General features: G+C 55.3%; 20 protein-coding genes. 15 read left to right on the top strand and 5 right to left on the bottom strand.

Annotated features, from left to right (window positions below; genetic code table 11):
• Nucleotides 1–103 precede the first annotated feature (103 nt).
• From ABX962_RS02390 to ABX962_RS02355, 8 genes are all read left to right on the top strand, one after another.
• Nucleotides 104–1225, top strand: a complete 1122-nt coding sequence (locus tag ABX962_RS02390; RefSeq protein ID WP_372716261.1) for a polysaccharide biosynthesis/export family protein — start codon at nt 104–106, stop codon at nt 1223–1225.
• 215 nt (nt 1226–1440) lie between these two features.
• Nucleotides 1441–1716, top strand: coding sequence for a DNA-directed RNA polymerase subunit alpha C-terminal domain-containing protein (locus ABX962_RS02385; RefSeq protein ID WP_339937278.1), 276 nt, complete (start codon nt 1441–1443; stop codon nt 1714–1716).
• Nucleotides 1717–1722: 6 nt separating this feature from the next.
• Nucleotides 1723–2784: a hypothetical protein gene (locus tag ABX962_RS02380; RefSeq protein WP_339937276.1), complete on the top strand. Its 1062-nt coding sequence runs from the start codon at nt 1723–1725 to the stop codon at nt 2782–2784.
• Between the two features lie 74 nt (nt 2785–2858).
• A complete protein-coding gene (locus ABX962_RS02375; RefSeq protein WP_372716259.1) occupies nt 2859–3308 on the top strand; it encodes a hypothetical protein in 450 nt (149 codons plus the stop codon).
• Nucleotides 3309–3323: 15 nt separating this feature from the next.
• The gene (locus tag ABX962_RS02370) at nt 3324–4115 is read left to right on the top strand and encodes an ATP-binding protein (protein ID WP_372716257.1); all 792 of its coding nucleotides are present in this window, start codon (nt 3324–3326) and stop codon (nt 4113–4115) included.
• A complete protein-coding gene (locus ABX962_RS02365) occupies nt 4066–4815 on the top strand; it encodes a hypothetical protein (protein WP_372716256.1) in 750 nt (249 codons plus the stop codon). Before ABX962_RS02370 ends, ABX962_RS02365 begins: the two co-directional genes overlap by 50 nt.
• A 28-nt stretch (nt 4816–4843) precedes the next feature.
• On the top strand, nt 4844–5371 hold the full coding sequence (locus tag ABX962_RS02360) for an STAS domain-containing protein (protein ID WP_372716254.1): 528 nt from the start codon (nt 4844–4846) through the stop codon (nt 5369–5371).
• The gene (locus tag ABX962_RS02355) at nt 5368–6075 is read left to right on the top strand and encodes a sensor histidine kinase (RefSeq protein WP_372716252.1); all 708 of its coding nucleotides are present in this window, start codon (nt 5368–5370) and stop codon (nt 6073–6075) included. The genes ABX962_RS02360 and ABX962_RS02355 overlap by 4 nt, the downstream gene beginning before the upstream one ends.
• A gap of 18 nt (nt 6076–6093) precedes the next feature.
• Here ABX962_RS02355 and ABX962_RS02350 read toward each other — a convergent pair whose 3' ends face one another.
• Entirely contained in the window at nt 6094–6336 is a 243-nt protein-coding gene (locus tag ABX962_RS02350; RefSeq protein ID WP_339937265.1) for a hypothetical protein, read from the bottom strand.
• 210 nt (nt 6337–6546) lie between these two features.
• Nucleotides 6547–6915 (bottom strand): hypothetical protein, encoded by a 369-nt coding sequence (locus ABX962_RS02345; RefSeq protein WP_372716250.1) that lies wholly within the window; start codon nt 6913–6915, stop codon nt 6547–6549.
• A gap of 250 nt (nt 6916–7165) precedes the next feature.
• Between ABX962_RS02345 and hpt the strand changes: the two genes are divergently transcribed.
• The 4 genes from hpt (at nt 7166) to ABX962_RS02325 (ending at nt 10958) form a co-directional block, all read left to right on the top strand.
• Nucleotides 7166–7711 carry a hypoxanthine phosphoribosyltransferase gene (hpt, locus tag ABX962_RS02340; RefSeq protein ID WP_372716248.1) on the top strand — a complete coding sequence of 182 codons (546 nt, stop codon included), beginning with the start codon at nt 7166–7168 and terminating at the stop codon, nt 7709–7711.
• Nucleotides 7708–9015, top strand: a complete 1308-nt coding sequence (locus ABX962_RS02335; RefSeq protein ID WP_372716246.1) for a glycosyltransferase — start codon at nt 7708–7710, stop codon at nt 9013–9015. The genes hpt and ABX962_RS02335 overlap by 4 nt, the downstream gene beginning before the upstream one ends.
• A complete protein-coding gene (locus tag ABX962_RS02330; RefSeq protein ID WP_372716244.1) occupies nt 9012–10109 on the top strand; it encodes a glycosyltransferase family 4 protein in 1098 nt (365 codons plus the stop codon). The genes ABX962_RS02335 and ABX962_RS02330 overlap by 4 nt, the downstream gene beginning before the upstream one ends.
• 294 nt (nt 10110–10403) lie before the next feature.
• Nucleotides 10404–10958 (top strand): hypothetical protein, encoded by a 555-nt coding sequence (locus ABX962_RS02325; RefSeq protein WP_372716242.1) that lies wholly within the window; start codon nt 10404–10406, stop codon nt 10956–10958.
• Here ABX962_RS02325 and ABX962_RS02320 read toward each other — a convergent pair.
• The gene (locus ABX962_RS02320; protein ID WP_372716240.1) at nt 10955–11887 is read right to left on the bottom strand and encodes a glycosyltransferase family 2 protein; all 933 of its coding nucleotides are present in this window, start codon (nt 11885–11887) and stop codon (nt 10955–10957) included. The genes ABX962_RS02325 and ABX962_RS02320 overlap by 4 nt on opposite strands.
• 504 nt (nt 11888–12391) lie before the next feature.
• On the opposite strand from ABX962_RS02320, the gene ABX962_RS02315 reads away from it, so the two are divergent.
• The 3 genes from ABX962_RS02315 (at nt 12392) to ABX962_RS02305 (ending at nt 15740) form a co-directional block, all read left to right on the top strand.
• The gene (locus ABX962_RS02315; protein WP_372716238.1) at nt 12392–14326 is read left to right on the top strand and encodes a cation:proton antiporter; all 1935 of its coding nucleotides are present in this window, start codon (nt 12392–12394) and stop codon (nt 14324–14326) included.
• A gap of 110 nt (nt 14327–14436) precedes the next feature.
• Nucleotides 14437–15099 (top strand): hypothetical protein, encoded by a 663-nt coding sequence (locus ABX962_RS02310; RefSeq protein WP_372716236.1) that lies wholly within the window; start codon nt 14437–14439, stop codon nt 15097–15099.
• A gap of 77 nt (nt 15100–15176) precedes the next feature.
• Entirely contained in the window at nt 15177–15740 is a 564-nt protein-coding gene (locus ABX962_RS02305) for an elongation factor P (RefSeq protein WP_339937248.1), read from the top strand.
• 160 nt (nt 15741–15900) lie between these two features.
• On the opposite strand, the gene ABX962_RS02300 is transcribed toward ABX962_RS02305, so the two are convergent.
• Nucleotides 15901–16839: a PmoA family protein gene (locus ABX962_RS02300; protein WP_372716234.1), complete on the bottom strand. Its 939-nt coding sequence runs from the start codon at nt 16837–16839 to the stop codon at nt 15901–15903.
• A 136-nt stretch (nt 16840–16975) separates the two neighbouring features.
• Nucleotides 16976–20231 (bottom strand): PQQ-binding-like beta-propeller repeat protein (locus tag ABX962_RS02295; protein WP_372716232.1); only part of this gene is annotated, 3256 nt, incomplete at its 5' end.

Raw genomic sequence — 20231 nt, 5'->3', positions numbered from 1 at the left:
ACCGGAGCATCTCAATTGCATCGGCGATGCCCCTCTTGTTAGGACGATAAAACCGACTGGACCAATAAAGTCGATTTTAATCTTGCCCCGGGGCCTACCCACCATGTTCCGAACACTCCTCGTTGCCGTTCTGCTAATCCCTTTGGCCGGTTGCAGCGCTCTGGGACTTTCGCTGTTTCCCACCGGGCACTATCTGACCAAGCAAACCGAAGAGGTTTTGAAGCGGTCCCCCAGTCCGGCAAAATTGCCGCGAGAACTCAATCGAACCGTCGTCGAAGCTCATTATCTCGAACCCGGTGATGTGCTGCTGATCGAAACCGTGAAACTCGACAGTGATGTACGATTGCCGGCGGATCAGCGGGTGATGACCGATGGCAGCATCGATCTCGGGGGATATGGCCGCGTTGTCGTGGCTGGATTGACGCTCGAAGATGCCGAAGCCCTCGTGGAACAGACGCTGGTCGAAGAAGGCGAAGAGAAAACCGAGATCAACATCCGCTTGCTCGAAGCGATGCACCGATTCTATGTGCTTGGCGAAGTCAATTCGCCAGGCAGCTATCCGTTGACTGGCTATGAAACGGTACTGGATGGCATTTTGGCGGCGGGCGGTTTGACCAGCGACGCGGCTCCTTGCAAACTTTTGCTCGCGCGGCCGACCTCATCGCATTCCTGCCGTGTAACGCTGCCGGTTTGCTATCGAGAAATCACTCAAATGGGTGACACCGCGACCAATTACCAATTGCAGCCAGGCGACCGGATCTATGTCGCCAGTCGCACCTTTTTCGAAGAGTTGATGTTTTGGCAGGCCACGCAAACCTGTGATCGCTGTTGCAAGTGCCAAACGCCTTGCCCCCATCCCGAAACGATTAGCACGATCGCCCCGGTGACCCCTGGCTTGATCGGTGTCCCAATGGCGCGGCAACCGTTCGGTAAAGAAGTCATGCTGTCGCCTGAATCGTGGCAAAATCAATCCTTCCCTGCGGATTCAGAACCCAAGTCGCTTTCGGACCTCGATCCCTCGTCGTCATTTCGTTCGGACGTCCAGCTGCTTCCCTCGACCCCCGGGGTGCCCACACCGGCGGCGAGCGACGATGTGTCCGAGACGCTTGAATCGAGTCGCATTTTTGTTCCCCGACCGTCGCAGCCGCCTGCAACGTCCGAGACAAGTCCATCGCTGGATGGTCAACTCGACTTTTCCGAACCGATGACGCTGCCCCGTAACTAACCCCGACGGTCGGCCGCACAATTCTCTTTGCTAGCATTTTTGCTCGAAAATTGCTCACTAAATTTTCGCGAAGACGTTTGCTTTGCGTCGCGGGATTGCCTAATATCTCGACCCAGAATCAAGGGGCTCCGTTGTGTGTGTCGCAAACGGCAAACTCTGCGATTGGGTGTGGACGCATTTTGTTGGCAATTTGTTGAAAAAGGGAGTTGAAGACAATGACACGTATTCCATTAAGCCGAGCGGAAGAGGAAGCACGCCTTCGCCGCGAACGATTGGACCTCAGCATTGCGGAGATGGGGCTTTCGGTTCGAACGACTAATTGTTTGGAAGAGACGGGGATTTTGACGGTCCGCGATCTTTTGAATGCCACCCCACGTCGGTTGTTGGGGATTAGCAATTTTGGCGAAAAGACGCTCGAAGAAGTGTATGCCGCACTCGAAGAGCTGGGTTTCTATCGTCCCGGTCGCGAAGTCACTGCGGCGGTTTCGTAGACACTTATGCCCCGATTCCCAAAGCCATGGAGCAAGAAGCGGGGCAAGCGACGTTTAGGGCATGCGCTCAGCGGATTGGCCGGCGAAGCGGTTTTCTATGTTTCGCTGTTTCTGCTGGGCGTGTTTGGGATTTCGGTCGTCATGATCGCTCGATTTGCCCCCGAGCAGGCACTCGAAGGGTCCACGGAGACCCTTTCCAGCTCGCTTAGCTTTTGGGTGTTTGGCATTCTCTCGCTGGCCGCGATCGCCAGTGGTGGTGGCGGATTGCTGATCCGGCTGAGCAGTTTGGGGACCAGCCACGAGCGTCGTTCGGCCAACGCGAGTCGCAGCGGTACGATCGAAATCATTGGTCCATCTGCGGACGACGACTCGAAATTGCCCAGTGTCCCACAAGGCCGGCTACTGACCGACAGTCCCGGCGAACGGTTGACCTATCGTTTGGCAATGTCCAACCCGGATGATGGCGGTGTGTTGGGGCCCGCGATGTTGTCGTTGTTGTGGAATACCGTTTGGTTCGTTTTGTTAGCCGTGGTCGTTTCGGGGATTTATTACGACCGCCCCCGTCATATCTTGACATTTTTGCTGTTACCGTTAGGCGGAATTGGGCTCTGGGCGTTCCGATCGTTCATCGCCCAAGTGCGACGGATTGCAGGGGTTGGGGCGACGATTGTCGAAATCAGTCATCACCCGTTGGTCCCCGGAGACGATTATCGAGTCTATGTCTGCCAAATGGGACGTTTAAAACTTCGCCGGCTAAAAATTTTATTATGTTGCGAGGAAGAGACGTTTTACCGCCAAGGAACGGACGTAAGGGTGGAAAAATACGAAGCGTTTAGCCAAGTAATCTTAAATCAGCGAGACGTTGCGGTTGACCCACAGACCCCTTGGGAACAACAATTAGCCATCGAGCTTCCCGAGAACGTCATGCATTCTTTTGTCGGTTCTCACAATGCAATTCGCTGGAAGATCGTCGTTTCCGGAGAGTCACGCCCTTGGCCATCGTTCTGCCGAAGTTTCCCCGTCATCGTTCATCCACCCGGATTGCCACCGAAACGCAACCCGCGGTAAATGTTTCGTTGTGTCGGGATGACGCGGTCTACGAGGTGGGGGATCAATTGACCGCGCGCTGGCGAATTTCCCGAGTGCCGCTGGATCAAGTGCAAGGCGTCGAGATTTCCGTGCTTTGGCATACCGAAGGCAAAGGGGACGAAGATCTGCATGTTCATCACTTTCACCGTCTCGATGAACATCAATTGCGTCAGGCTGGGCTGGCCGATACCCAGTCGTTATCGTGTAAATTGCCCTACACACCGCTGAGCTATCATGGTCATCTGATCCGGGTGTGTTGGTGTCTGCGTCTGCGATTGTTTGTTGCCGGCGCCCGTGAAACCGTTAGCGAACAACCGTTCCATTTGGTGTCCAACCGGCTGCGCGCGAATGCTCCGCTGGGATGTGAGATGACGAACCAGGACGGAACGAAGCAGTCTTCGCTGCCCACCGACGTCAAAAAGTCGTTGGATCTGAAAAAGGGCTTTGTTCACCACAGTCGCTCGAGTCGGTTGGCAACCGCTTCAAGCGCGAAGCGATACTAAGCCGCAGGCCCGGCGGTGGATTTTCAGCCCTCCAATCCGTTTTGCACCCGCTTCGTTCGTCCCGGAGCAATCGGTTATCGATTCGATCCGCAGCAGGATGCCGAGCCGCTCGTGGCTGCCCCTACCCTGGCTGCCCCTACCCTGGCTGCATTGGTTCGGCGGATTTGCGATCCCCCTTTCCAACTGATCGTGGGGCCGCATGGATCGGGAAAATCGACGCTGATTCGCGAGCTCGTGCCGCGGCTCTCAAGCCACTTTGCCAAGGTCGTCGAAATTCAACTGCATCAGCCTGAACACCACTACCTAACTTCGCCGCAAACTCTTTCACCAGAAAATGCATCGACTCGCGGGTGGTTTTCCGCTAGCGCCGAACGTCTTATTCATTCTTGCAGAATGGCAAAGTGGGTGGCCGCAAAGCAGCGCGAGGCCCGTCCCAATGGATTGTTGATCATTGATGGGCTCGAGCAACTATCGTGGTGGTCGGTCGACCGAATCCGGCGACGAGCGAAACGTTGGGGGCAAACTGTGTTGGCCACGAGTCATCGACAACATCGCGGTTTTGCGACGCTGCGAAACACGACCTTGGATGCAGACCAAATTATCGCATTGACGCAATCGTTGATTGCCTCGCTCGCAACATCCGAGCAAACGCAGGTACGACGAGAACTGGATCGTCGTTCGCTGGGACCGCAAACCAATCTGCGAGATCTTTGGTTTGACCTTTACGACTTGATAGAAACATCTCGGAGACAACAGCATGCCCGTTCGCTTGAGCGTCGTGATCGTTCAATCGCCCCCCACTCTTGATCTGCAGTCGGCGGATCATTCCGCCCCGGCAAGCATGCGCCCCCACGACAGCGGTGGTGTTGCCGGTTGCAGTGTCGATGCGGTGCTGGGCGAGATGTTGGGGTTGCCTGAAATTGACCTGACCGTGGTCAACCGACTCGAAACAATCTCGATCTCGTCGACCGATCATCTCACGCTCGAGTCGATCACAGGCGACATGGTGGTATTGGATTGGCAAACGGCTTCGCAAACATGCCAGACGCTGCGTTCGCTGGGCCTGGATGCGGTTCGCGGGCCGCACCCGGATGATCCCGACGCGGTGGTCGATCCCGCGCTTCGATCGCGGCGAGTCTATGCATTTGATCTGCGTCAATTCGCCGACGCCAAGACACTGCGTGAATCGATTTTGCGTCTACACGCAAACAAGCAAGTGAAAACATTCTCGCTGTCGCTGGGATCGTCCAACGCCGCTGCGAACCCGCCGCAGACAACTGGCACACGCGAGGTCTCTGGAAAACGGCAAGAAACATCCCCGTTGCCAGGGGCCCCAAACGGGGCGAGTTCTGAAAAGGGAGCGAGTCCCAAGAAGGGGGGGGGGGACGAGAATGACGGTGGCAACGTGAGCCCGCCGCCACGGCCGCTGACGCGTGCGGCAAACCATGCTGTCACGTCCGAGCATCTGGACGCCCTGGTCGATCAGCTTGATGATTTCGATCCCTAGCAGACACGAGAGAGTCACGGGGGGGCGAATGCCGACGCCCGCTTCCGGCGTCGCTTGTTTAATCGCTTTTCCGCGTCGCTTGCATGGTTTGGGTGAATTGCCAGCAGCGGTTTCGGCTGATAATCTATTAGGGGAAACCGCCAACCGGCGGGCACCCGCTTTCCGCCCTTCCATCCTTCGAAAGCACTGTATGTCGGCGATCACCACCCAAGTCGTTAATGATATTCTGTTGGTTGGGTTTACCGACAGCAAGATTCTTGATAGTCAACGTATCGAGCAGGTCGGACGCGAACTTCAAGAGTCGGTCCCTCAAGCGGTTCACAAAAAGATGCTGCTCAATTTTCGTGGCGTCTCGTTTATGTCCTCTGCAATGATCACCAAATTGGTGATGCTCAATAAGAGTTGCAAGGCGCAAGGGGTGAGTTTGAAGTTTTGTGAAGTCTCGCCCAATGTGATGGAGGTCTTCAAGATCACCAAGCTGAACAAGCTTTTTGATATTCAAGAGGGCGAAGAGAAGGCGATGGCTAGCTTCGACAAAAAAGGTTGGTTTGGTTGAACGCTGCCGACTCTCAACCAGGCGACGATCTGAGGCTCGAGAATTCACGTCTGATCGAGGCCGAGCGAGCGGCGATCGGTCATGAGATTCATGACGCGCTACTGCCGTTGATCTTTGGGGCTTCGGCCGGACTGCATCACTTGATCGATCGGCACGACAGTGAGCAGTCAAGTGATTCGGATCCCGTGGCGACTCAGCGACGCGAGCAGCTCGAAAAAATAACGCAGTGGGTCGATCAGGCGTTACAGACAGGGCGTCAAATTCTCGGGGCGGCCTACCCCGCCGAACTGCAGCATCAAACGTGGTCCGTCGCGGCTGCGGAAACGCTGACACGAATTCTTGATGATGCAGCACAGCGCCGGACCGCGATCCACTGGGATATTTCCGACGCTGCCACAACGTTACCCGAAGACGTGGCCACTGCGGCCTATCGCATCACGATCGAAGCGATTCGCAATGCCGCTCGTCATGGCAAGGCGACGGAGGTTCGCGTCGCCGCCAACGTCGAGGATCACATGTTGACCCTCGTGATCGAGGACAACGGGGTCGGTTTCGACCCCCAAGAGGTTTCGTCGGACCGTTTTGGGATTCGGTCGATGAAAGGACGTGCGGATTTAGTCGCTGGGCAACTGACGCTCGCCGCCAAGCCGGGTTGTCCCACTGCCGTCACGTTTCGCTGCCGCGTGAATGCTCAAACGCGGTGATCTTAGGCAGGGGGGATCTTAGGCAGCGTCGCTTGAATTCATGTCTTTGAGCGACTTGCCAAGCCGTTTTTTGTTGGCGGCGGTCGTTTTGCCACGTGTTCCCTTGGTCGTACCGGTGTCGGTCGCCAAAAGTGCCGCGACATTGGGGTGCAAATCATCGCTGTCGGTCGGCGTGCCAATTTGCTCGATCGCATCGCTTACGCCCAACAGCACCGATTGGCGGACGCCGTCTCGCAGCCATTCAAAGAAATTTACGTTCATTCCAACTCTCCATCCCTAGTTTGTTTGCTGATTCTTTTCCGTGGTGCGTCCAAGCCTCGCACGCGTTGTCGGTTCTAGATTAGAAAGCGGGCGAGCGTCTAGACCGATTTGGCAGCCCGCCAAATGGCTGCGTTCGCCACCCCAAACCACGCTTGCTTTGATGGAATTCGCCGCTCATCGGTCGCGGCGACCGAGTCAACGATGCGGAAACTACGCCGCACGCCGCATCGGAGCATCATTTTCGGCGACTTCAGCGACTTCAGCAACTCGCTCGGGCATGCGGATGATCGATTCATCGGCCGACTGAATTTCTTCGACCTGATCAATCTCTTGACCTGCAAAGACGCATTCCAATGTGCCTGAATTGGAATAAATTTTTAGCTCGTCTTCTTCGATAAACCAAACCGCTCGAAACGCTTCGGTGCGAAAACAGCGTCCACAGAAGAAACCGTCACGAATCAGCAGCGACTCTGACAACACCTTCGCGGGCGGATGCTCTTGACCCGCATCGGTGCTCTGGTCGTCGATCCATTGGCACAGACGGCTTCGGACAGTTTCCAGGCGTTGAGAGTTTGTCATTCGATGGTCAAATCACGGTCGAATCGGGGGGATGACACACCGCTGCGTTGCTTGGCACAGCGGGAGTGATCCCTGGAAAAGAGAGAGCTGCGGCAAATGGGGCTCCGTCCTTGGTGCCCCTCCGCCGGTCTTTTCTTTTTCGACTCATTGCAATTGTTTCGTTCGATCGATCTCGATTCAAAGGCAATCTGCCCCTAAACTTCCCAAGTTGCCATCTGTTATTGCTTCCTTTGCCACTAGGAATGGTGTTATGCGAGTCTTGTTGGACGAAACGAAATTGAACGAGGGCGTTCTACGTCTGGCGAGCGAGATTGACGATTTCTACGGCAACCAGCGACATTTGACCGTGATCGCCGTGATGACGGGCAGTTTGGTGTTGTTTGCCGATCTGATTCGCCGACTTTCGATGCCTCAACGGGTTGGGGTTGTGCAAGCATCGAGCTATCGTGGGGGGACAAAATCGGGCGAACTACGGGTCGATTCGAACATGATGATCGATGTCGCCGGCCGTGACGTCTTACTGGTGGACGATATTTTCGACACCGGAAAGACGCTGGATCGGCTTCAGAAGATGATGCTTGATTCGGGAGCCTCGACGGTGAAAACGGCGGTGCTGCTGCACAAAAATCGTGAACACTCCGTTGCGATGCGACCCGACTTTGTGGCCTTTGAGATTCCGGACGAATTTGTGGTCGGTTACGGATTAGACTATTTAGATATGTATCGCAATCTTCCCTACTTGGCTGTGCTTGAACCTGACGAGATCGAGGCCACAGCATCGGAATCGCAACCGTGAGTGTTCTTCCCAACGCGAGATCGCTGAGAGTCTTGTTGGTGGGGCGGCATTTCTGGCCTCATGCCTCGTTTGATGCTGCCGGTTTTTTGGCTCAGTTAGCGACCGATCTCTATCGCAGCGGGGTGCATGTCGAGGTGGTGACGCCCCGCTATGCCGCATCATGGCCCGAGCATTTTCACTTTCGTGAAATTCCCGTGCACCGACCCGCCGCGGCTCCACGCAGCGATTGGTCGATGGGGCGTTACGTGCGTCATTTGACCACTTGGCTGAAAGACCACAGCGAATCGTTTGACTTGATTTTGGCTGATTCGATTCGCGAAGAATCGCAGGCGGTCGTCGAAGCGGCCTCGGCCGCCGGTATCGCCTCGGTGCTGGTGTCCGCAGGCTGGGGTGACGAAAGTGATCCCGCATGGTGGCAATCCTCGCGAAGTGCTCGTCGTTGTGCAGCGACCGCCAAAGAGGCCGACGCGATCATTGTCAAAAACGCGGCTGCCGAGCGGTTGATGATCGCCCAAGGCTTTCCCCCGTCCTTGCTGCACCGAATCGAAATTGGATTTACCAGCAGCGTCAACAACCTCGAAGACAATCGGTCTGCGGCCCGCAATCGTTTGGCCGCTGTCAATTCGGACCTGACCACCCTGCCAGAATCCGAAGTGGTGCTCTGCACCGGCCGGATGCAAAAAACGGGAGCGATGCAGTGGTTGGCCTCCACCGCGCGTCCGCTGATCGCGAACCGCCCCGATTTGCGGTTCTGGTTCGTGGGGGATGGTCCCGAACGTCAATCGTTGTACGATTTTTTGCGTGCGGACGGCGTGCGGAATTCGATTGCCATGCCCGGCTCGTTTGTCGACACGACCGATTTGATGATCGCAGCGGATGTGTTTGTACACGGTGATCGGCAAGGTCTCGATTTCGCCTTGCCCTCCGCCGTTTCCGCGGCCATACCAATTGTGGCAGCGGAGGTCGCGGAGCTGCGTTCGCTGCTCACCCCCAACGGTAAACCGATCAAACGAATCGCCTCGGCAGCAACCTCGGTCAAACCCGATGATCCACAGGACGAAGCCGTAGCATGGTTCACGCCGGGCAAATCCAAGTCACTTCGCATCGCCATCCGCCGTACCCTCGATGAAATGCCGCAAGCGAAACAGCGTGCACTGCAGCTCCGCCGTGACCTGGTTCGATCGCGTCCGCAAACCAAGGCGATCGAAGCTTATATCAATGTAATGACGCGTGTCGTTCAAGAAAAAGCCAACGGCAAATCGCGGATTGCCACCGATTCTAATTCGATCGAGACTGCTTCATGAGCCGACGAATCGCATTGGTGATTCCAACGATGGATCGGGGCGGCGCCGAAAAACAACTCTGTTTGTTAGCCGAGAATCTGCCTCGCGATACGTTTGAAGTTCACGTCATCCTGCTGACCCGCGATGGCCCGCGAAGCGAAACGCTGCGCGCCGCCGGGATCCCGGTCACCGTGATCGGCAAACGATTTAAAGCGGATCCGACGGCACTGTTTCGCCTGCGGCGTGAATTGGTCCGTTTGAAACCGGATGTCGTTCACACCTGGATCTTTGCGGCCAATAGTTTCGGACGCGCCGCCGCTCGATTGGCTCGTGTCCCGATGATCATGGCCAGCGAGCGATGTGTCGATCCTTGGAAAACCGAATCTCATTTTTGGGTTGATCGCCAGCTCGCAAAATTCACCGATGCGATAACCACTAACAGCACCGGGGTGGTCGATTTCTATGCCGATCACGGGATCGACCGCAACAAGTTTTGTGTCATTCCCAATGGTATCCAGCCGCCATCAGGAAACCGTATCGAGCGTGACGAAGCGTTTGCTCGTTTGCAGGTCCCGCTCGATCGAAAGCTGATCTTGGCGGTCGGCCGGCTGTGGCCTCAGAAACGCTATCGCGATTTGATTTGGGCCGCCGAATTGCTCGGAACCACACGCGACGATACCACGTTGGTGATCCTCGGTGACGGGCCGCAACGCGGCGAATTGCTCCGTTTTCGTGATTCGGTGACGATCCCCGAGCGAGTCCGATTCGCCGGGACGCGTCATGACGTGGCTGAATTGTTGCCGCATGCGGATCTGTTTTGGATTGGCAGCGAATACGAGGGGCAAAGTAATTCGGTGATTGAAGCGATGCAGGCCGCCGTCCCGGTGGTTGCATCGGACATTCCTGGAAACCGTGACTTGGTGCTCCCCGGTGTCACGGGAATGTTGGTACCACTGGGCGACACCGCCGATTTTGCTCGGCAAACAATGACGCTATTGGAATCGCCTGAACTCGCCGCAAATCTCGGGAAAACGGCCCAAAAGCGGATCGAAACCGAGTTCACCGTCGACGCCATGGTGCAGCGTCACGCCGAGTTGTATTTGCGATCCCGTTGACGCACGCCATCGCGGTCCAGGCGCGATCCTGATAGCAAATCAGCGGGTATTTCTGGTAAGAGGTTCCGTTCGTAACGATCAGGAGACGATAGGTGCGTCAAAAATGTTCCCAAAACGTCATTTTGACTTAATTCTTCGTTGAGCCAGCCGCCCAGACAGATACCATCGATCTTGTGCTAAGCGTCAAGCACATCGTGGTCATCTAAATCGCGTGGAATCGTTTCGCGTCGCCTAGATCTCTCACGTCCTTCCCACGAAGCCTACTACCACCATCAGGTACCGCCATCTATGGATATGAGCGAGACAAGCCAGCCGACGATTGATGAAGTCGATTTGCTGTTGGCGAATGCCCGCTTGCGTGACGAGCTCGAGCCGTATCGTGACGAATCGATCGATAGCTCGTCGATGCACCGGATGCCATTGCACACCGAAAACGAATATCTCGCCTCGATGTTGGCTTGGGAACGTGCCCCTGCACTCCCGATCGCATCCTGGTTCAATCCTCCGATGCAATTGCCAAGCCCTGACTCGGTTTCCGACAGCACGCTGCCGCGGTTGCTTGCCAACACGATCGAGCGTTTGTATTCCGAGCGAGTGGTGTTGAAGTTCACCGATCACCTATCGGATCGTGAGCTGTACAAGATCATCTATCGCGACATCATGCCCTCGTGCGAAAAGAAGCTCGACATTCCAGGCAAATACCTTGAATGGCGATGTGTCGAGGACAACGAGACTTGGTTGCGTTTCTACGCGGACGCGGTCGACCGCCGACGCTTTCAGGAAGAGCACGATGTGTCGCTTCCCGTCGCGGAAGAGCCCAAGTTCAAACGCAATTTGCCAGGCAACTAGCCTTTGCGGTAGATCCACATGCACGCCAGTGCCGAGACCGCATCTTTCCAGCCGATCTTTTTGCCTTCGTCATAGCCTCGGCTGTCGTAGTGGGTGGGAACCTCAAGAACGCGTACATCCCTCGCGGCAATTTTTGCCGTGATCTCAGGCTCAAAACCGAACCGACATTCTTTCAGTGAAATGCCTCTCAACATTTCACCCTCAAACGCTTTGTGACATGTTTCCATGTCGGTTAAACGCAACCCGGTCATCAGGTTGCTCAGCTTCGTGAGCATCCAATTGCCAAATCGATGCAGCCATGACGGATCGCTGCAGCCATCTAGGTAACGCGATCCATAGACCACATCGGCATTGCCGTCAAGAATCGGCCACACGACGCGTAACAACGTGGCGGGATCATATTCAAGATCTGCGTCCTGGATTGCAACCACGCCCCCTCGACTGTGCCGGATCGCCAATCGTACTGCCGATCCTTTGCCGTGATTGCATCGCCGGCGAATGATCGTGCGATTGCCACGCGGGGCCAAACTGGCGAGCCATTGGCTCGTGCCATCGCAGCTTCCATCATCGACGACGATGACTTCGGTTGATCGTGGCATCACTTCATCAATTCGCTCGAGCACTTTTGGCAGCGTTTCCCGTTCGTTATAGACCGGGACAATGATCGTTAAATCGTAGTGATCAAGCGGCTGGACGCTGTTGGCCGCGATCGAGGCTTCGGCAATAAAGTCAAGCGTCTCTTCGGTCCGCCGGATGACGTCTTCGATCGGGTCGACCAGATCAAGACTCCAGCTCTCGCGACGTTCCTCCACGGCGGTTTCGGTGGTCGCAGACCGCACGCTCGGGGCCTTGGGGTTGGCACGATCTTGGATCGCAACGGCTTGGGGGGAAAACATCAAGTCGGCCGGGGTGTCGGATTCGATTGGCATACGGAGCTCGGGCACAGGCGGTGATAGCGATGGGTCGATCGGTTCCTTCCACAGTAAATCTGGGCTATCAAAATCACTCAAGCCGAAAAATTTGCCGCAACCGGCCAAATCCCGCATAGCGGAACCGTCAATCAGGCCGGTTCTAGCAGTTATGCCGATTCGTTGCTTTAGTCCCCCCAATGCCATTGCTGCCATCGGCTGCTTGGACCCCCCCCGGTGATCGTTTGATTCACGTGATTTTCGTAAAAAGAGAGGGAGTGGCGGTTGTCCGTAGTGCTAGGGTCTAGGGATGACAGACACACGTTAGCTGCGGTCGATTTCACGCATCCGCTAGGATGCTGCAAGCGGCGTCGACTACATTATCCTGCTCAAGCGGTGGTTGTCGTTGCGTTGCATTTTTCCTGATCTACCCCTCGGATCGGTGCAGTGTTCCTTCTCTCAATAAGAAGAACCGTTTGTCTTGACGCTCCGAACACGAAGCAATCCTAACGCGAAGTAAAACCTATGGACCTCCTGATTTATCTTGCCCTCATTCCAACGCTTGGCGTCGTGGCTCAGTGGATTGCGTGGCGGACCGGATTGCCGGGCATTTTATTGCTGTTGCTGTTCGGCGTTTTGCTGGGGCAATTTGTTCAGCCCGATGCGTTTCTCGCCGAGTTGACGGGGGGCGATGCCGCCAAGGCGGGACCCGAGTTGCTGTTTCCGATCGTATCGCTGTCGGTGGCCGTGATCATGTTTGAAGGCGGCTTGTCGCTGAAATTTCACGAGCTGCGTGAAGCGGGAGGTGCCGCGTTTCGGTTGGTCACCCTCGGAGCCGTCATCACGTTTTTCGGTACTGCCGCGGCAGCCCATTTCACGCTAGGTCTTGCTTGGCCGATCAGCTTTCTGCTCGGGGCGATCCTGATTGTGACCGGTCCCACCGTAATCGGTCCCTTGCTGCGGCAAGTTCGTCCGACACGCCGAGTGGCATCGACGTTGAAATGGGAAGGCATCGTGATTGACCCGATCGGTGCGGTTTTGGCCGTGCTGGTGTTTGAGAATGTCTTGGTCCACTCCTCCGAGCCCGATCTTGGTTCGGCACTTTTTATGCTCACCAAAACGATCGTGGTCGGGATGGGGCTGGGCTGTGCTGGTGGTGCCTTCTTATCGACCGCGTTTCGTCGCTATTGGGTTCCTGACCAATTGCACGGCATTGGAACGCTGTCGGTGGGGTTGCTGCTGTATGCGATCAGCAACCATTTGGCGCATGAATCAGGGCTGATTACTGTCACTGTGATGGGGATTTGGTTGACCAATCAACATCATTTCGACATCGAACACATCGTCGAACTCAAAGAGAACTTGAGAACCTTATTGATCGGTTGTCTGTTCATTGTGCTCGGGTCGCGAGTGGTGATCGATGACGTGACCGCCCAAGGATGGCATGGCATCCTGTTTTTGCTGTTGATGATCGGGATCATCCGTCCGATCTCGGTGTTTGTCTCGCTGTGGAAATCGCCGCTGAATTGGCGAGAACAAGCGTTTGTCGCTTCGCTGGCACCACGCGGCATCGTCGCGGCGGCCGTTAGCAGTGTGTTTGCATTGGAACTCGAACGCCGCAGCGGTTCGTTTGATCTGGCGGGGTCCGATCAACTTGCCACCGTTACCTTTCTTGTGATCGTGGGCACCGTCGCCGTCTATGGGTTGGCCGCATCACCGATCGCCAAACTGTTGGGGCTCGCTGATGAAAAGACCAATGGCATCTTAATGGTTGGAGCCGATTCCTGGGTCCGAGACTTTGCCGAGGAACTCACTGAGGTTGGCGTCCCCGTGACCTTGGTCGACACCAACTATAACAAGGTCTCGCAAGCACGCGTCGCAGGGCTCCGCGCCGAATGCATGAATATTCTCAACGAGCATGCCCGCCAGGATCTGTCGATCGCCGGGATCGGACGTTTTCTCGCGATGACCCCCAATGATGAAGTGAACTCGTTGGCACTGCGTGAATGTCGTGGGATGTTTGAAAGCGCCCAGCTGTACCAGCTGAATTTCACTGTGAAAAATACAAGTTCGCGACGTGAGATGACCCGCAATCTCGTCGGGCGGCAACTGTTTCGCGAAGGGCTGACGTTCTCGAAAATTCGGGAATTGCATCAGTCTGGAGCGGTGTTTAAAGCCACAAAATTGACCGACTCGTTCACCTACGCGGACTTTATTCGTCGGTATAATGAGGTACCCGAGCTGCTGTGCGTGGTGCAAAGTGACGGAATTCCGCTGCTCAATACCGTCAGCGATCCGCTGAAACCCGAGCCTGGTCAAACCATTGTTTGTCTTGTCACCTCGGTCCCATTGCCCCAAGAACATGTGGCGATGGATCCGGAAAAGAAAAAGGATCCCAAAAAGACTCTGGATCCTGAAAAGAAATCGGATCCCCAGATCAATACTCCCGAACCCAGTTAGCCCGAACCCCAATAAAGCCGATTCCGCATCTGCGGTCTCGCTTCCCGCTGTCACAAATCATCCCGCTCGCTCTTCGTCTCGTCTCTCTACTCTTTTGCCGTCCGCTATCGATGTTGATTCCACCGTTTACGATGTTGTTGGCGCTGTTGCCGCTGATTGGTTACTTGATTTTGATCGGGGGCATTCGCGCATCGGGACGTGCCTTGATCACCACGGGGCCGCGCGATGTGGCCGCGATCGGCATCGCGGTCAGTGGTCTTGTCGCGGTTGGACCCGTCGAACTGTTCTTTCCCGCTCCGGCGGCTAGCATGTTTGGCCCCTGGGTTTGGTTTGCCATCGCGGCGTTTTACTTTCTATGTCTGACGCTGATCGCAATCACAAGCACGCCGAAACTGGTCGTCTATGGACGTTCGGCTGACCAGGTGTTCTCGTCGCTGCTAATCGCGGCACAGCATCTCGATGCTGCCGCTACGGGCGATGCGGCGGCGTTGCGAGTGGTGATGCCCACGATCAAAGTCCAGCTGCGAATCGATGGACAATCCGGCGCCGATTCGGCCCAAATCTTCGCCTTTGAGCCCAATTTGACCTCCCAGTTTTGGTATCAATTGCAGGCCCACCTTCGCGCCGAAGTGCCTAAACAGCCAGTGCCACGCAATTTGGGCGGCGTCTCGATGCTGATCGCAGCGGGCTGTTTAATTGGACTGTTGCTGTGGCACAGTTCTGGTCGAGAAGAGTTGGTGGTCGAGGGCTTTCGTAAATGGCTATGGCGATGAAATAATGCCACCCTCGGTTCTTTTTATTTCTCACACACTCTCTTATGGTCTGTCCCCAATCCAGGGCAGGTACACCGATGCTCGCAAAAGAAGTCAAAACCGGATCGGTCATTGTGCACGAAGGCAACCCGATCGTCATCATTTCGCTTTCGGTTCAATCACCGTCTGCCCGTGGTGCTGCGACGTTGTACAAGTTTCGCGGCCGCAATGTGGTCACCCGAAATAAAGTCGACGTCACGTTCAAAGGTACCGATGTCGTTGCTGAAGCCGATTTTTCCAAACGCAACGTACAATTGATGTACACCGATCCAACCTACATGTACGTGATGGATCAGGAAAGTTACCTGCAATACGATGTGCCGATCGAAGATGTCGAAGAACAACTTCCCTACATCACCGAAGGACTCGAAGGCATTCGTGCTCTCGTCTACAACGATGAGTGTGTGGGAATCGAATTGCCAGCGTCAGTCGAGTTGACGATCAAACAGTGTGACCCGAGTATTAAAGGAAACTCGGCCACAGCGCGAACCAAGCCGGCAACGCTCGAGACCGATCTGATCGTTCAGGTCCCCGAGTACATCAAAGAGGGGGAACGCATCAAAGTGGATACGCGAACCGGTGAATTCTTGTCGCGTGCCTAAGGCATGTGTTCGATGCCGCATTAAGCGGCACCACACGAGCGTTTTTTGTAGCGGTGCGGCGCAAGCCGCCCGGTCCAGTTCAAACGTCCAGTTCAAACGTTTTTCCACTTTGTAACCGGACGGCTCGCGCCGTACCGCAAACAAAGTCGATCGCGTTTACCTACAGAGCCTTGGGCGTTTCAGCGGCATATTTGGCGAACGCTTTTGCGGTCGCCTCGGCATCAAAGTCACCTTGATACAGCACCACTCGGCAGCGAATGGTCATCGTTTGGCCATCCTTCAGCGTGACGCCTTCGGTTTTATCACCACCATTGAAATGGTAGTGACCGAACGGGTTGGCGGCAAATAAACCGTAGGTGCGAACGTGCCAACTGCAGGGCGCGGCAAAACTCGAGGGATGATAGAAGACAGACATGCCAACGGTTTTGTTGTCGACGGGGCCAGAGTAATTCACCCAGTTTGATTTCTTGGCCCAAGCTTCAGCGTCGGTGAGCCCTTCGGCATTGGTGATCTTGCCGCCAAGCTTCGAGTCGACCTTCATCGTGCCGGCGACACGGATGCCAAAGCTGCCTTCTTTGGTGTCCCCAAAGTTCACATCGCCATCGGTCGCGCGGAGCACCACCTCAAAATCGATGATTCGTTTGCCGTCCTCGGTGTGAAACGTGGTGCGGCGCGAATCAGACAACTGGCGTTTGCCATCGGCATCATTCCAGTCATTTTCAGTCGTGATCACGACCGCTTTGTTTTTCGCATCGACGGTGGCTTCGCCTGCGGTCTGGATAATCCGTCCCGTCCCTTCATGCGCGTCGTCGATCCAAAAGTCGATTCCATTGACTTCACCGTGGGTAAACCACAGCGATCGGTGATGATCGTGATCTAATTTTTCGCCTTCGGTTCCCGATATCATGGGGAAATCACGCGTCATCGATTGTCCTCCCGGCCCAATCACGGGATACACAATCGGGAAGCCGTTTTGATATTCGATATAGCCAGCAAACAGTTTTCCGTTGTCGTAAACCTTCCAACCTTGGGGCGAATCTGTTTTCTTGACACTCATGCCGTCCGTCTTCAAAGGCGAATCGGCCCACAGCAATGTCATCGATGTCGATGCAAGTAGCACTGTGAAAAGTGATCGAAGCAGAGATGTTTTGAGCAAATGCATGGAGGGTCCTAGTGAGCAAAACAAGGGAGGGGAATGGGGCGAGAGTAAAGGAAGCAATCTTGGGGGAAACGGATCAAGGTTGAGCGTCTTCGGTTTGACTCGGCGAGGCTTCCGTGTCGACATCGGATTCGTCGTCGACGTCGTCCGTGGTGTCAAAGTTTAATTGCAACTTTTCGATTCCGATATCAACAATCATCAAATCTTGACCCGGTGGCAATTTTGTTTGGGTCTCTAATTCATTGGTGTGGCTGGGAACGTCTTTCCCAATGACTGAATTCACTTCATGGCCGTCATCCACATCGAGAGCCAAAAAATCAAGCGTTCGCGTTCGCACGCGTGGGTTGGGGAAGATCGATCGCCCTCGAGTCAGCAGCACCACGGGGGTCGCGTCGGGTTGATGAATGGTGCATCCCCAAGGCTCGTCAAACTCTTTTTGCCACAACGATTTTCCGTCATTCAGCGAGATCGCGAAGATCGCATCGGTCGTTTCGTGATCGTTGCCCTGACGCGTATGCAACTGGGATGTCGGCGGTACATCGCTCTGTTGAGGACGACGCATGGGCAGCAAGAAACATTTATCCTCCAGTACCATCGCATGCAATCCAATCAGATCGGGATAGGCAGGCAACGTGACACTGCTGATTTCGGTAGCGGAGATCAAATCCCAGATCGCCGCGTTCCCTTCGGTGTCCAGTAACGTCAAGTAACGACCGCCGATCAAGCGGCCATACGAGGCCGGAATGTTTTCGTTGGTGCGGTTTGCTTCGTTTGCACGTTTGCTCAATTTAACTTTGTTTGTGAACGGATTGAACAAACGGATTTCATACTCACGCGATGTTCCGGTGGGCAGATAGCTCAGCACGTGCTCGCCAATGGAGGACCAGATTTGTCCATTTTCCCAAGCGGTTTCTCGCAGTTTCGCGCCGTCGTGCAAATTGAAAAACACGATACGCTGTTCACTGTCCGAAACCACCGCGATCTCATTTCCGTCAGAAAGGACCTCGCCACTGATCGGAGCATCGGAATTTCGCCACTGGGGTTCCTTGGTCAACAAATCCAACGACATCAACTCGCCGCCCTGCAGTGCCAACACGCGGTCACCGAGGATTGGGCCGAGGTTAAAGGTGGGAACCAGGTTTCTCGCACTCACACCGTTGATCAGATATTGAAAGACTTGATCGCCAAATCGAGTCGGATTGCTACGGCGTTTCAATAGCGGTGAATCGTCACTGCTTAAACTGTGACGCCACAGCACCGATTCATTCGCTTGACTGTCTAAACGGTGCAAATCCACTGCCACCAACGCGTTCGGCGTGACGACGATCATCACCCCTCCGGCAATCATCGCTTCGTTTTGCCCCATGTCACGCTGCCGGTTTTCGAGGTCCAGCGGGATCGCGCGAGGATAGCCGAGCGGATTTCTTAACGCCAAGGCAAACGCACCTTCGCTGACCAGTCGCCATCCCTGAAATTCTTGGCCGGCGAGAATCGTTGTTTCTGATACCTGTTGATTCAGTGCCATCGTCGCTCGCATTCGACTCGGTCGCGGTTCCCATTTGACCTTGGCCGAATCCGGCCACGTGCGTGTCTTGACCAGCGGTAGTGTGGCCGCTTCGATTTGGTCAAGCTGTTCCGCGTCTGGACCATCCTCGCGATCACGCAGCATGGCGAGGATCTGCAGCGCGTCTTTGGCGTAACCGCTCAGCGAGTGAATCTTGGCGAGATGAAACAGACGCGAGGTGGGTAAGGTTTCGAGTTGTTCTGCGGTGGCGTAGCGAGTGCCAAGCTGCAAGCTGTACGCACGAAGCCATTCCTGGTCCTTCTCCAATCGGCTCGATAATTCGTCGCGAATCAGATCGCTGGCCGACAGCGACCCAAATTGTTGAATCAGCTGCCATAACAAATTGTTGGGGCTGTGCCGTTTCTCGGCAAACGAGTCCGCGAACATGGTGTCCACGCTCGCTCGCTCGGTCTCGTCCATTCGGCTCGCCAATTCGGCCGAACGTGCTGCGAGCCACGCGTCGAGCGAACATTGCCGCGCGACATCCGAAACGATGCGATTGGCTGCGTCCTTGCTGGCGGGTTCCATCGTCACGACATCGGACAATTTCAACATGTATTTTGCCGCGTCCACGTGCTGATTGTTTTGTAATGCCGCTCGCACTCGCAGCGCCAACAGTTCGACTCGCTGTTCGGGTTGGTAGATTAATTGGTCAAGCGTTTCGACGAGCTCGCCATCGACCTCGGGCGATTCCCGTAGCGAATCGAGCATCGCGGCAACCGACAACATCAATGCGGTGTCGTTTTCCGGTTCTTGCGCACGTGCTTTTGCCAACATTTTTAACGCCTCGTCACGCTCGCCTCGTTGAATCAGAAGCTCCGCTTTATGGATCAACGCTTGGATGTCTTCGGGGTTGCGATGAAGGGCTTGTTCTATTTTCGGTTCAAGCGAAGCTTCCCCATATGCCACTGCAATCGAAGTCGCCCCCTGTGACATCAACTCGCCTTGGGCCGCAACGAGATTGCCTAGTTGGAACCGCAGCTTGCGGCGAGCCAGTACCGATCCATCCTCGAGCGAGACTTTGATGATTTCATTCGATGTGGTGGGAAGCAAATAGAAATCGTCACCGAACACGCCACGTCCTGAAATCGTTTGGCCGACGGAAAGCAGGTCGGATTTTGAAGTCCATTGACTGTTTCCCGTTTTGACATCGTAGGCGCTGATTTGGTTGGTTCCGACCAAAAAGAATTTGTCATCGCGGATGCCCGCCAGATACCGCATCGTGATCCGGTTTTTTTCCGGGAATAGCGACTCGCCACTGATTACATCCAAACCAATCAATCGATCGGATTCGATCGGAGTGACTAGCAACGATTGCCCTGACGCGATCGGAGCGCCGTTATGCCAACGCTGCATCAGCGGCACTGTCTCGACGCCGCGTCCACGACCGCTCATGCTGCGAGCGAATTCGTCGTTGCGGTTAAAAACAACGCCCCAGCGAAGCATGCGGTCGGCCAAGTCGATTGCCACCATCGCGCCGGCACCCGTGGGACAAATTAACACGCCTTCATGAAACGTCGGCGTGGCACCCGCGACACGGCGGATCGGATCCGTTTCGATGCCGCCGGTTTCCACCGCCACGAGATGTTGACGCCATAGTTCTTCGCCCGTTGCTGGTTCAAGACACACCAGCAGAATATCGCCAGCGATTTCGACAATCGTGTACAGTCGTCCGTCCAGTGGCAGTGGCGGACCAAGGAAGAACGCGTCGCTTAATGTTGATGCGGTGTCTTCGCCTTTGCCTAATCGCCACAACAATTTGCCTTCG

This window comes from Novipirellula sp. (assembly GCF_041583735.1).
Classification (GTDB): Bacteria; Planctomycetota; Planctomycetia; order Pirellulales; family Pirellulaceae; genus Novipirellula.
Note: the sequence above shows the minus strand (reverse complement) of the source record. Positions and strands in the feature narration are given on the sequence as shown.